16 protein-coding genes and 2 pseudogenes are annotated in these 12,718 nt (G+C 48.6%); 5 read left to right on the plus strand and 13 right to left on the minus strand.

Features of this window, described 5'->3' with window-relative positions; translation table 11 throughout:
* The first annotated feature begins 84 nt into the window (after nucleotides 1-84).
* Nucleotides 85-1,374 (plus strand): ABC transporter substrate-binding protein, encoded by a 1,290-nt coding sequence (locus NST08_RS20030; protein WP_210094737.1) that lies wholly within the window; start codon nucleotides 85-87, stop codon nucleotides 1,372-1,374.
* Nucleotides 1,375-1,707: 333 nt separating this feature from the next.
* On the opposite strand, the gene NST08_RS20035 is transcribed toward NST08_RS20030, so the two are convergent.
* From NST08_RS20035 to NST08_RS20050, 4 genes and pseudogenes are all read right to left on the minus strand, one after another.
* Complete coding sequence (locus NST08_RS20035; protein ID WP_007127960.1) at nucleotides 1,708-1,968, minus strand: 2TM domain-containing protein; 261 nt, start codon at nucleotides 1,966-1,968, stop codon at nucleotides 1,708-1,710.
* A complete protein-coding gene (locus tag NST08_RS20040) occupies nucleotides 1,943-2,752 on the minus strand; it encodes a MerR family transcriptional regulator (protein WP_040737896.1) in 810 nt (269 codons plus the stop codon). The genes NST08_RS20035 and NST08_RS20040 overlap by 26 nt, the downstream gene beginning before the upstream one ends.
* Nucleotides 2,753-2,778: 26 nt before the next feature.
* The gene (locus NST08_RS20045) at nucleotides 2,779-3,450 is read right to left on the minus strand and encodes a GAP family protein (RefSeq protein ID WP_007127958.1); all 672 of its coding nucleotides are present in this window, start codon (nucleotides 3,448-3,450) and stop codon (nucleotides 2,779-2,781) included.
* A 131-nt stretch (nucleotides 3,451-3,581) separates the two neighbouring features.
* Nucleotides 3,582-3,869, minus strand: a pseudogene (locus NST08_RS20050) (GH36 C-terminal domain-containing protein); the annotation flags it as partial.
* A 193-nt stretch (nucleotides 3,870-4,062) separates the two neighbouring features.
* On the opposite strand from NST08_RS20050, the gene NST08_RS20055 reads away from it, so the two are divergent.
* From NST08_RS20055 to NST08_RS20070, 4 genes are all read left to right on the plus strand, one after another.
* Complete coding sequence (locus NST08_RS20055) at nucleotides 4,063-4,770, plus strand: FAD-dependent oxidoreductase (protein ID WP_007127956.1); 708 nt, start codon at nucleotides 4,063-4,065, stop codon at nucleotides 4,768-4,770.
* A gap of 119 nt (nucleotides 4,771-4,889) precedes the next feature.
* Complete coding sequence (locus NST08_RS20060; protein WP_210094738.1) at nucleotides 4,890-5,219, plus strand: ArsR/SmtB family transcription factor; 330 nt, start codon at nucleotides 4,890-4,892, stop codon at nucleotides 5,217-5,219.
* On the plus strand, nucleotides 5,216-5,614 hold the full coding sequence (locus NST08_RS20065) for an SRPBCC family protein (RefSeq protein ID WP_210094739.1): 399 nt from the start codon (nucleotides 5,216-5,218) through the stop codon (nucleotides 5,612-5,614). Before NST08_RS20060 ends, NST08_RS20065 begins: the two co-directional genes overlap by 4 nt.
* Nucleotides 5,615-5,819: 205 nt before the next feature.
* On the plus strand, nucleotides 5,820-6,188 hold the full coding sequence (locus tag NST08_RS20070) for an iron chaperone (RefSeq protein WP_007127953.1): 369 nt from the start codon (nucleotides 5,820-5,822) through the stop codon (nucleotides 6,186-6,188).
* Between the two features lie 505 nt (nucleotides 6,189-6,693).
* Here the strand turns inward: NST08_RS20070 and NST08_RS20075 are convergent.
* The 9 genes and pseudogenes from NST08_RS20075 to NST08_RS20115 all read right to left on the minus strand — a co-directional run bounded on the left by NST08_RS20075 (nucleotide 6,694) and on the right by NST08_RS20115 (nucleotide 12,486).
* Nucleotides 6,694-7,212, minus strand: coding sequence for a DinB family protein (locus NST08_RS20075; RefSeq protein ID WP_210094740.1), 519 nt, complete (start codon nucleotides 7,210-7,212; stop codon nucleotides 6,694-6,696).
* Nucleotides 7,213-7,498: 286 nt separating this feature from the next.
* Nucleotides 7,499-8,005, minus strand: coding sequence for a hypothetical protein (locus NST08_RS20080; protein WP_244869150.1), 507 nt, complete (start codon nucleotides 8,003-8,005; stop codon nucleotides 7,499-7,501).
* Between the two features lie 6 nt (nucleotides 8,006-8,011).
* Entirely contained in the window at nucleotides 8,012-8,161 is a 150-nt protein-coding gene (locus tag NST08_RS20085) for a hypothetical protein (RefSeq protein ID WP_007127950.1), read from the minus strand.
* 142 nt (nucleotides 8,162-8,303) lie between these two features.
* Nucleotides 8,304-8,894 carry a hypothetical protein gene (locus tag NST08_RS20090; protein ID WP_210094742.1) on the minus strand — a complete coding sequence of 197 codons (591 nt, stop codon included), beginning with the start codon at nucleotides 8,892-8,894 and terminating at the stop codon, nucleotides 8,304-8,306.
* Nucleotides 8,895-8,987: 93 nt separating this feature from the next.
* Nucleotides 8,988-9,353 carry an NUDIX domain-containing protein gene (locus NST08_RS20095; protein ID WP_210094743.1) on the minus strand — a complete coding sequence of 122 codons (366 nt, stop codon included), beginning with the start codon at nucleotides 9,351-9,353 and terminating at the stop codon, nucleotides 8,988-8,990.
* Nucleotides 9,354-9,406: 53 nt separating this feature from the next.
* Entirely contained in the window at nucleotides 9,407-9,859 is a 453-nt protein-coding gene (locus NST08_RS20100) for an NUDIX hydrolase (protein WP_341342213.1), read from the minus strand.
* 221 nt (nucleotides 9,860-10,080) lie between these two features.
* The gene (locus tag NST08_RS20105) at nucleotides 10,081-10,911 is read right to left on the minus strand and encodes a LamG domain-containing protein (RefSeq protein ID WP_244869151.1); all 831 of its coding nucleotides are present in this window, start codon (nucleotides 10,909-10,911) and stop codon (nucleotides 10,081-10,083) included.
* A 290-nt stretch (nucleotides 10,912-11,201) separates the two neighbouring features.
* Nucleotides 11,202-11,342: pseudogene (locus tag NST08_RS20110) on the minus strand (helix-turn-helix domain-containing protein); the annotation flags it as partial.
* Nucleotides 11,343-11,502: 160 nt separating this feature from the next.
* Complete coding sequence (locus tag NST08_RS20115) at nucleotides 11,503-12,486, minus strand: phosphotransferase (RefSeq protein WP_210094745.1); 984 nt, start codon at nucleotides 12,484-12,486, stop codon at nucleotides 11,503-11,505.
* Between the last annotated feature and the right edge of the window lie 232 nt (nucleotides 12,487-12,718).

Consider the following 12,718-nt stretch of genomic DNA (forward strand, 5'->3'; position numbering starts at 1 on the left):
ATTCGTTGTTTTGTCGCCTACGAGAAAGGTCCTGGACTTGGTACGTTAAAGAAGCAGATCAGTTAATTAAGGGAGGTTCATCCGATGAGAAAATCATGGCATCGTCTCGCTTCTGGCGCTGCGGCCGTGTTGTCACTGTCCCTGGTACTCTCCGCTTGCAGCGGAATCAAGAAAGAAGAAGCCGGATCCGCGGAGCCGGCAGACGGCAAGTCCATCACGCTCCGAATCATGTGGTGGGGATCTCAGGCAAGGCATGACGCAACTCTGAAAGCGCTTGATTTGTACTCCGAAAAGAACCCAGGCATCACATTCGAACCGGAGTACCAGTCATTCGACGGGTACCAAGACAAGCTGTCGACCCAGTCCGCGGGGAAAAACACGCCGGATATTTTCCAAATGGATGCCGCCTGGTTCAACGATTGGGCGTCCAGCGGACGGCTGGAGGATCTCTCCTCCATACCGACGGACCATATCGATAAGGCGCTGCTTGAGACAGGCACCTACCAAGGCAAACTGTACGCGATGCCGCTCGGCAACAACGCTTGGGGCATGGTGTACAACAAGACGATGATGGATAGCCTCGGCGTTCAGCCGCCGAAGACATGGGACGAGTTTTTTGCCATGGCGCGCGACCTGAAGCCGAAGCTGGCCAAGGACCAATACCTCACGCGTGACCTGACTGCGGACGGCGCGTTCTACATGTCGTATCAGCTGAGCATGGGCAAAGGCTTTTCCATGAGTAAGGACGGAAAATTCCATTATGACGAGGCTACCTGGAAGGATTGGATGAACAAATGGGCGGAGCTGCGCAAGGACAATCTCGTGACACCGCCTGACGTCACCGTATCGGATAAAGCGCAGGACGCACAAATGGACCTGCTCATTCAGGAGAAGATTCTGCTTCGGGGCGCGCATGCCGCGGAATTCGGCGGAACGGATGCCTTAAAACCCGGCGTGTTGGCGTTAACGACCCAGCCGAGGGGAACGCAGGCAGGCGGCTGGCTGAAAGCCTCCATGTACTGGAGCGTCAGTCCCAACAGTCAATACAAAGAAGAGGCGAAGAAGTTCATCGACTGGTTTGTCAACAGCGAGGAAGCCGGAGAAATTTTGGGTACTTCGCGCGGGATTCCGGTTAACAAAACCGTAGCCGATGCGCTCCAGCCCAAATTTACGGACGTCGATAAAAGCGCCCTCGGCCTGATTAACGAGGTGTCCAAGGACGGAGCCGCGTTTGACCCCGGTCCAGGGAATAAGGGCGGCTGGGCCAACTTCACGAAGGAATACGACAATATCACGCAGTCGATCATGTTCGGTAAAATCAGCATCGACGAGGGCTGGGACCAGATTGTCAAATTGAGCAAAACCCTGGAGTAATCCATGCCGTTAAGCTGTCTGTTTGAGTTTGGTAAAAACCGCCACGCGATAGCGATGGCACTCCGTAAAGCACCCGAAAATACCGGGTGCTTTACATTATGGAGCTTTGAAGTCTCCATAAGGCCTTTTAATTTTCTTCTTTAATTGGATACAACTCCTCTAAGCTGTTCATGTCTTTACTTCCAAGTACCGTTTCTCTGCCATTGGTGGTCATGTATCCATACTGGGATTGGCCTGAATGTGTAGAAACATTATAGAAAAACAACCGATCATTGCTAATTTGTGGATTCGTGAATTGGTTTACACGTAAGGGTATTCTGTTAGTAGTTTGCCCTATTCTTTGTTGACGTCGCTTCCTCGGAAGAATACGTACACGCCTTGGACGACGATAAGGATCAACCAGATCATCGTAACGAATATCCCCGATTCCTCATGATAGAACCAGATCTTCCCCGTCAGAATGGACTCTTGCAGTCCAGGTAAAAGCGGCGTGTCCATCCGCAGCCAGAAATTAACGATGATGTGAACAACGATGAACAAGGCAAGATGCTGCTTGAAATCCTTACGATTACCGAATTCTTTTTCCAGATTCATGTTCCTTGTCACCTCCCCGATTCGTGTAATGATCCATGATGTGATCGATATAGCGAACCACTTCTTCATCCATGCCGTAGATCAGCGGCGATTCCTGACTGGCTGCGTCGATGAAGCGAAAATATTTGGACTGTAGTTCCTCATCGCCGTTAAACCAACTGGATATGCATGCCTTCCATTGTTCGGCCAAATCCTCCACCAGAGGAGCGTCTTCATCGGCTCGCATGCTCTTGCGAGTCTTCTTGATAAGCTCCAAAGCCGTTAACAGGCGCGGGTCCTCGCTCCCGATTAAGGGAAGCTCCCTCAGCGCGTCGATCTCCTCTTCGGTAAATACATCGGCTGGAAACGTGGCCGGAATCTCGTGATCCACAAAATGCGGACTGTCGATTCTTTCGATGATATTAAAAACATGCTCATCATTTCGCCTACCCGACATTTCAATCGTTTGAATTACGCCTCTCAATATAAACTGCTTGCGCTTCAGATCATCGATCTTCTTCGAAGCCTGCTCGATCTGGGCTTGCAATAGTGGAACCCACGGGTCCGCATCCGACTCCGCTTCCGGTATTTGTTCATCGAATAATGCTTTGATTTGTTCCAGCGAATAGTCCATGGATTTCAAGGACAGGATCGTCTGGAGTTTGATGATGGCCTGATCATCGTAATAACGGTAGCCGTTTTCCCTTGAAATCGTCGGCTTTAAGAGTCCGATCTCATCATAATAATGCAGCGTTCTGCGGCTGATCTTGACTTTATGAATCATTTCTCCAATCGAATACATCATGCCAAGGCTCCCTTATCTTCCATATCTCATTCTCCATTAAAGAATACAACATCCGAAGCGTCGCTGATGAGATAGATTCCGGCGATGGTAGCAATTACGGCAAGAGCTTCTTGAGTATACGGTTCGATTTTTCGATTAATTTTAGACAGGAATCCGTTCGCCTTGTCTCCCACTAGATATCGGAGCGTAAGCAGCAAGCACGGCGGTGCAATCATAACCGCACAGTATGCGGCCAGCATGGGCATCCACTCATAAACCTCGAGCCCGCGCGTAGTCATCAGTCCGATGGCTGACAGAAAGGGAAGCATCGTCGCGGCCTCGATCATGGATACCGTGATTCCTAATTTCATCATGGAAAGATACGTATCCTGCGGTCTGATTCGTTCCAGCTTATAGCTCCTTCCTTTCGGTTTTTTGTCCAGCCGCACGCCAATCAGCACGAGGATGACCCCGAGGAATAGCTGAATGTACGATATGGCAGCATGCTCCTTCCACCCGGATAGCCAAAATTCAAACATCGCCCCCGCTCCGTTCATGAGTGCGATGCCCAGCAAAATATAAAAACCGGCTACGCTCAACAGATACACCATGATGCGAAGAGGACGGTAAGCGTTAGATAACAACAAAAAAATCGTCACGACGATCGATGCAAAGCTAAGGCTATCCAGCAAGGCCAATCCCAGGATGGTAATCCACATATCGTCCCTCCCTTATGTCATGATGCGATCCTATATATTCATAACATTGACGTTAACGTGGAAGTCAACGGCAAAAAAACGCCGCATGGTCTATCAGACAACACGGCGTTCTTCGTTCAGGTACATATGATCTATTGTTGAATCTGTATCCGGTACACCAAGCTGTCAAAATCCCCGCGCAGCGGCAGCTCGATCCCGATGTTCATGAGTGCCCTGCCGCTCCATGTACCGGCCACCCCCTCAATGGCATACGACTGATCGGCTTGCAGCCCGGTCAGCCGCAGTCTCGGCAGCGGCTCGCCCAGCTTCTGGCTGTGCAGGAACGCAAACAGCACTTAGTCGCCGCCGTCTTCGCTGCCGTACTGCACGGCTGTTACGCCTTTATGCCGAAGCGAGTCTAGGCGATACTGGCCGTTCCACAAGCCACCTTTAAAAAATGATATTGACACGACACCAAACGGTGACCTAAAATCGAAGTATCACCAAATGGTGTCCAATTAGCAGCCATGCTGCCAATGCCTTGACCGTTTTTATAGGTAAAGACCATGCTCTTTACAGATGCCCGCATTAGCAAAGTAAACTGTTCCAAAATAAGTAAGGGAGTTGGGGATATTGAGCTTTTTTCAAGACATGTTCGCCGTATTCAAAAAGAGAGAGCTGCCATTGATGGAAAGCCGCAAAGAATCAGAAGACGTATATTCATTTCTATTTGAGAAAGATAAGGATTTAACCTGGAAAGCAGGGCAATATGGTTTGTTTAGCATCACGCATAAGACCATCAAAAATCCTACGAAACCATTCAGCCTAGCTGCCGCTCCCGCAGAGAATATGGTTAAAATCACAACTCGTATTGGTGAAAACCCAAGCGATTTCAAGAAAGCACTGCTAGAATTAAAGCCCGGCATGAAAATCAAAATGAGCGGTCCTGTAGGGTCCTTCTATCTCCAAGATAACAGCCCCTCGCTGCTGATCGCAGGCGGAATTGGCATCACACCGTACCGGTCAATCCTTAAGCAGTTAGAGGCCGAGGGGAGTAAAGACGCGAAGCAGCAAAAACTGCTCTATTTGGATGGCAATAAAGCTTATATTTACAAAGATGAGCTTGATAAATTGGCTACCCGCACTTCACTAAATGTAGCTTATCTTGATTCAAGGGATGACTTGCATGAGGAAATTGAAAGGTTTAAAGCCTTACATAACAACAATGGTAAATACTTTATAGCAGGACCGAAGTCCATGGTGGAGTCTATTTCTAGCTATTTACTAAATCAAAATATATCCAAGCGGAATATTAAAAAGGACGCCTTCTTTGGATATTAGTTCATCTTTGAAACCTTTACTTGAAACCATGCTGCAAAGGTGGTGAAATATAAACGGCGGTCCCCTCAAACATCTTTAGATTACTAACAGCGAAAATCAATTCTTTTAGGAGGGTTGTCGTGATAGAGAATCATTCATCAAGGGATGTGTTTGACGCCATCGCAGATCCCACTAGACGCCAACTGATTCATCTGTTGTCACAGGCGGACGAGAAACCGCTTCATGAACTTACGTCGCAGTTTTCAATGGGCCGAACCGCGGTATCCAAGCATTTGACGGTTCTTAAAGAGGCCGGACTGGTGCTTGACCGGAAAGTAGGCAGAGAAACACGATTTAAGCTGAACGCCGCTCCGCTTCGAGAAGTCCAGGATTGGGTGGCTTATTATAGCAAATACTGGACGAACAATATGTTGCGCCTGGGCCAGCTTTTAGAGGAGGAGAAACATTGAGCTTAGTATTATCCCTGGATTTTCAGTACACCACATCGATCGAGAAGGCTTGGGCGGCCTTAACCGATCCCAACAAGTTGGCACAGTGGATCACGGCCAATGATTTTAAGCCTGTCGTGGGGCATCGTTTTCAGTTTCGCCATGAGCCGAACGAATATTGGGACGGAATCGTTGACGGCGAAGTGCTGATCGTGGAGGAACCGACCCGGTTGTCCTATTCCTGGGCTGCCGGTGACGAACGGCATACCGTTACCTGGACGCTGCAGGATTTAGGAGACGGAAGAGTTAACCTTCATCTCGAACAAACGGGCTTCTCCCATGTTCATGGACTCGAAGGGGCTAGATACGGCTGGACAGAATGGTTCGGCAAGTTTGAGCAGGTGCTGGAAGGATAACCGCATTCAGTACAAAAACTTGCCTTGCTCTTCCCATGGCTAAGTTTTGGGACGATCGTTTGAACCCTTGCTTAGCCCGAACAAATAAACCGGCTGCGTGTGTGCGGCCGGTTTATATCTGTAGTATTGGACATGCCGGCAAGCTCTCATTTCTTTCAGGTTTGTAAAACGAATGATTGACGTATTGATCTTAGGAGGGTACAACATGGAAGTTTTTAAAGAATTTTTAGAGCGTATCGATAACCCGCAGCATCGTGCACGAACGGAAGAAGTGATCGGTTGGGTCGCTTCGAAATTCCCTAATTTAGTGCCTAAAATTGCATGGAATCAGCCCATGTTTACCGATCATGGCACATATATTATTGGCTTTAGCGTATCTAAACAGCATCTGGCTGTTTCCCCTGAACGGGCCGGGATTAGTCAATTCGCTGATGAAATTGCGCAAGCCGGCTATGGTCACACCAAGGAATTGCTGCGTATACGGTGGGATCAACCGGTTGATTTCTCACTGCTTGAGAAAATGATCGAATTTAATATGATGGATAAAGCTGACTGTTCGACCTTTTGGCGGTAAATAGGGCAAACTGGATATTCCGTTCATGGCGAGCCGTCGAATCCTGATTGAGACTTTTTTCTAAATGCCGGGGACCGGGTCTCCCGTATAGCCTAAACACATTAGCTTAGCTATATGGTTTAGCCTAACATATCTAATCGCGTGCGATGATACAACAATCCATACCGTCAGGTCCCGTAAACCAGGCCAAGCGGCCCTCCGACTGAAATGGTTTCATAGAACATCCTCCTCCAGACCGCAAAAAAGCGCACACTCCTCCCAAGGAGTGTGCGCTAAATTGATATGAAATTCATATGTTAAAAAAAACATGGTGAATTTTGTATTTCAATTGGTGCTTAATTCTACTGCCGAGGCTGTCTAATGGCACAAATCAGGATAAATAATGGACACGAAAGCGACTACAATCCTCCTCTTGTGCCGATGACGGAAACGGTGCGGTGGGACAAATGAAGATAAGCCCGAAACGCGAAGTTCCTGGCTTTTCTCCATTTCAAGACTAGCGCACTTAATGGCTTAAGGTGTACAAATAATAACCATAGTCGGTAGGCGTACCGGGATGTCCGATTTGTCTAAGCATGGCGGTTACATTGCCCCTGTGGTACGTCCCGTGATTAACCACATGCTGGATATATTCTAGGGATCTGGCTTTAAAGTCTCCGGACGGATAAACGGTTTCGAGATTTTCATGCAACTCGATGAACTGCCGGAATCGCACCGCCAAATCATCCATTAACTGTCCGAGCTCTTCGATTCGCTTTCCTTCCGTTTCCGCAACAAGCCGATCGATCGACTCCTTCAAATTCTCCAGATACGCAGGCGACATTTCCGTGACTCCGCCCGCTTTAAAGAACGACAGCCATCCGGAATCAATGACATAGATGTGAACCATCGTGTCGTAAATGGATGGAAAGACACTGACAATCTTCTTGCGATATACTTCCTCCGAAAGCCCTTGTAAATATTCGCAAACCTTACGGTTTGCCCATACGTGGTAATCATACTGCTGCAAAATCCATGCTTTCAAATCGATATTCCCCTTTGTATAGACGGGGAAACACGCAGTTTAAGGGCAATTATGCGTTAATCCCCATATTGGTTTGCCCGTTTATAATTGTTGTTTTCATCTCAAACGCCTCCTGATCTTAACCTGATCCAATTATAGCACAATGACGGCTAGGTGTTTTCCAAAAAGTTATTTGAAAGAAAGCTAACATCACTTGGTAAACTACCGTTTACAGGATTATAAAATTAAAGCCAGCTTATCGCCTACTACACTTGCCCCAGAAATTGTATCCACCCTGCTTACAAATTTATTTCTTCGCGGAAGCTCCTTGCTTTGTGTACATCATTCCCTGTATCAGTTTGTATAAAAAACATAGTAAAAGCGAGAAGGCAATCATCATGAAATACGTGTTCCAATTAAAGAACTGATTATTCATATGGATCGATAAAATACCGTCCGTAATGGATTCGATATGAGCCCAGTCTGCTTCACCATATCTTGATTCGAATGCCGCTGCTTGGATCTCCCTGTAAATGTCGAGCCTGTGCAGCTGATAGGCATATCCAGCAATGATATAGCCGGCAAGAGCTATGATCAGCAAGCTTGAAACGCTGGGGGCCATCTTCACATTTTTCAGTATACGAATCCATTGATAAACCAACACCGAAAAAAGAATGCCAAGCGGGATGAGCAGGAGTATAGCCGGATTCCCGTTACCTGAACTGACGCCGGGTCTAGGTGTCATCGCATTTCCGAGCAAAACCAGAATCAAGCAGACCAGCGCATTGATGAACAGACCTGCATATCGTTTCATCCTCATTTATCCCCCCTCGCTCAAGCTTACCTGCACATGATAGCTGGCAGACAGCACCCTAGCGTTGAAGATCCACATCAGAGCCGAATGATCTCCTGTACCGTTAAAGAGGAGCAGCGGCGGATTCTCCGGTTTCCCGGCCGTTATGATGTGCATGATACCCTATTGGGTTGACACACCTACTTCCTTGTAGGCTATACTCTATCCGTCTAACAATCGGTCAGAGGATTCATGGATAAGCCTTCCTTGGTGCCTACGGAATCGGTGATCATTACACATCGCAATAAATCCAATCGGTTTACGTTCTTGGTATTGGCGGTCTTGTGAGAATCTCTATGCTTTGCACGAACCCATGATCATCAAAGTTGATAAACAACCACTCGTTTCGGCCATCTTCTTTTCCGGCCCCCAGATTATACACAGCATGATCGGTTTCATTCACGCTCCACATGGCATTATCGTTAGCACCGAGAGCATTCATGATCTCCGCTTGCGTTAATCCGATCAGATCATGCTCCTTCAACATCGCATCGACCATCTGTGCGCGCTGTTCCGGATAACCGACCCATCGGTTATAGTCAAATCGATGCTCCGACTGAGTCTGTGATAAGGCATATAAAGAGAAAAATAATAGAATCACACCGATGCTTGCAGTAAACCACAAATGCTGTTTATGCAGCTTTATCCATGACACCCGAGCGATCATATAAAGCGCAGACCATAGCGTTATGATTGGCAACGAGGCAAACAGTACCGTGCCGAATGTCATTTCGGCTTGAAGGTGGTAGATGAGCCGGATCCCGATTCCATAGGCGATCAGGTAGAAAGCAGTGATAAGTCCGAGCACGAGGGCATGCGGATTCCATCTTACTTGATATTCAGATGACATTATCTCCTCACCCCCATTACATGCTAGCCGGTTCCTCACCGCGCACCATTCACAGCCAACTCAAAGCCTTCTCATTAGCTCCAATCCGAACTCCTACTGCATGCTGCCCACTTTATCCTCACCCGAAATGACCTTGCATGCAAACACAATGGTCAGATACTCCACCTGGTGTCCATTGCCATAGGTATACCGGCGCTCCTCTCCGCCGTAGACCCCGAGAATCCGTTCAGGAATTACGTCAAGGCCCGTCTCTTCCTTCGCCTCCCGGACCATGGCATCTGCTGGCAGCTCTCCTAATTCGATCGAGCCGGCGATTAATCCCCACTGGGACTCCCGGTGCTTACGCCCAAACAAAATATGACCTTGTTCATTCCGGATAATACCTGCCACGCTTGGCATAAAAATCAGCTGGTTCCCAATCTTCTCTCTCAATGCTTTGTAATAATCCGACATTCCCATTGCTGTGTTCAGCTCCTCTTTTGCAAGTTAAGATTTCTCCTCGAAAAACACGCTCAGAATAAGGACGGATTAAACACCGTTAACGGCAATATATTACCAGCCAGAAGGTTGTCGGAAATCTGCCGCATTACCCCCGCGTCCCGATAATCGATGTGTCCACTAGTAAGATCCTGCAGTCGTACCCAGCGGCTATCCTGAATCTCATCCGGAGCAGGCCGAAGAGCCTCCCCTGCCATTTCCCCGACAAAGTGAAACAGGACGACATGACTGTTCAAGCTGCTAATAAACTCATATACGCCGGTGGTTCCCGTCAGCCGGACATCATATCCTGTCTCTTCCTTGACTTCCCGTACGGCAGCCGCTTGAATAGGCTCTCCCTTCTCGATTCGACCGCCTGGAAAGCTCCACTTATGCCTTACAAAAGGTTTATTCTCCTGAATGAGAAGTACCCTGTCTTCATGGACGATGGATACGTTGACCACCATTACTCTCCCGTTGTCTGCCATGTCTGATCCTCCTAGCGGCCTCATACCATAAAAAAACCGCCTATGGCCAAATGTCACGGGCGGGTTCTGAGGTGAGTTTTCATTATAATTGTTCGTCAAACTTCCTAGTTCTAAATAATTGGATGGATATCGCCAGTTTACCTTTAACAAACATGAATCGCAAGCATCCTCTCGATCCCCTATAGGAATCGTACAGCCCCCGCCCCTTCTTTCCTTTCCCCTCAGATCGTCTCCTTCTCACGAAGGAGCATCCACTTCCGGCCGAATGGATCGATTACATCCAAAAACCAGGCAAAGCCTTCATCCCGGGTCTCCTCAACCGCCGCACCAGCGGCTGATAGATAAGTGCGCAGCTCCTCGATTTCCCGATTGGTTTTGAAAATAAATGAAGCCTCGTAGGATGTGGCATTGTTACCCCGGGGAGCACATTCCAAGATCAGATTTGGACTGTTATATAATGTGAGCATGTAAAAGCCCGGTTCTTCCATTAATGTCTTGAAACCAAAGTATGTACGATACCAGTCCGCAGCAGCGTGAAGCTCCGTCTCAGGAAAGGTCATGCGGATATCCTCTAAAGTCTCAAGAACAGGCTCATCCGTTTCTTCCTCCATCGCAGATGACAGAGGGATCGGCTTGAATCCCCCCTCATAGCACAGGGCCTTCACCTCGCCTGCATGAAGCGCTCGATTGTAAATACGAAGATCGTCAATACTGCCCCGAAAGAAGAAGTAAGGTTCGTCCGTCGATTTTCTGCCAATATACAACGGCTCTTGATGACAAGGCGTAAAGCTTCCTGGTCGTTCTGAGCTCAGAATGCCGTTTACGTACATCCGATACCGGGAGACTGAATAGGTAACCACCACATGGTACCACTGATCCTTTACAATCTTGGCCGGGAATGAGAGATCCGGCTCACGCAGGAAGCCGTGTAAGACGATGCCCGTATCCTTCGTGCTAAGCTGAAGAACCCGATTCCGGTTATGCCCGTCCTGAGAGAGGATAGCGCTATGCCAGCCCCGGAACACGGTCTGCTCGTCATAACGACACCACACGGAGATCGAGAATGCTTCCTGAGGAAGAGTCGGCGGCTGCCTAATCTCAACGAAACTTCTCTTCCATCCAAAGTCAAGGCACTCTCTTTTCGACCGAACCGATCCGGGCCGTAACTTACCTCTGACTGCAAACCATGGTGCCCGCCGCCGCTGCTATCCTTAATTTCCTTGTTAAACAGATATTCTAGGATAAGCCCGTTACGCAAATCGATAGGATATTCCAACCTGCCGAATAACTCGTCAATCGTGATGCCGAACAGATCAGCAAGCATTGGAATGAGCATAATGTCCGGACAAGACTGCCCATTCTCCCACTTGCTGACCGCTTGATAGGTAACCCCGAGCCTCCCGGCCAGCTGCTCCTGTGTCAAACCGAGCTGTTTTCTGAGTCTGACAATATTTCCGCTTATCACATTGTACGCCTGATCCATCTTGCAAGACCACCACACTTTCCTTTGATGAATCCACTATAACCAATGCCTAATCGAAGGTGTATAACGCGGAAGTAGAGCAGTCGCTCTCCCCTTCTCAACTTCCGGTTGAACTGTTGCAAACAAACAGCCGCCCACAGGTTCCCTCCTTCACAAGTTCTCATACCTGTTCCAGCAGCTCCGGCAGCATGTCCAAATGCTTCGCAAGCCAGTCCATTTCCCATGCAAAACGGGCCGGGGGCCCTTGATGCTCAAGAATGTTAGCGTTGACCCACCACACGCTCTCCATATACCACAGCCAGCGAATGCCTTGAACGAGATAGCCTTCCGGCACTTCCCGTTCTTCACGGTAGCCTTCCATAAAGGCGGAAACCAAGACTACATCCAGCTCCGAATGGAGCGCGCATGATAGGACGGCGCGTGCGATATCCAGCTGCGGATAATCGTAGTTGAGCCGGTCAAAATCAAGAATGGCCGCCACCCCTGCAGGTCGAAACAACAAATTATCGACCCATACATCGCGATGAGCCCATCCGGGCTGCATGGGGTTCAACTCATCCCGAAACCGTTCCGTTGCAGTATACTGGGTTTCCAGGGCCGTGAGTACTTCCGGGATCTCACTCTCCGCGGCTTGCTCCATGGCTCTCTTCCAATAGTCAAGACGCTCCATGCGGCTAGGGGGAACGAATTGCGGCTTGTCCTTCACTCCGAGCGAGCCATCGTTCAATACCCGATGCATGAGGGCGACCTCTCTCCCCAACGCCCGCATTTGATCGGCATTCGTTCCCCCGGGAGCAACCAGCTGCCCTTCACAGAATTCCATAACCATGAAACGCTCGCCCTGATCCGACTTCAGGAAATAACGTCCCTCATTCGTAAGCAACGCCGGGCATTTCACCCCTCTAGTTCGCAAGCGGATCTGCTGTGAAAACGCCATCAGCAGCACTTCCTCATCATACAGCTTAAATCGATCCCGGTTATATTGCTTCAGAAGATATGTCCCCTGATCCGTCTCCAATTTCCATTTCAGATTCAGCCAGCCCCGGCGAATCGAAATCGCCTCATGAACGACAAGACCCATGTCGCGTTGAATCGAAACAAGTAAATCCTCCAAAATCATCCTATCCGCTTGAACCTGCTCCACCGTTATAACCAACTCCTACCGAGCATGTTTTTTTATCACACAGGACCTATTCTTCATGGAGACGTTCCGCTCCTTCTGATCATTAACGTACCTGCGAAGCTTACAATATATAAAAGCGGTCAAAACCTAAAAAAATGTAAATACGACGCCCCGCCAACATGGGTTATGATAAGGGCGAATAAGAAAGGAGGTGGGCCTTCGTCATCGGAGTGATCGAACGTCCATAAGATAA

It is taken from the genome of Paenibacillus sp. FSL K6-1566, from assembly GCF_038050475.1.
In the GTDB taxonomy this organism is placed as follows: Bacteria; Bacillota; Bacilli; order Paenibacillales; family Paenibacillaceae; genus Paenibacillus_AQ; species Paenibacillus_AQ lactis.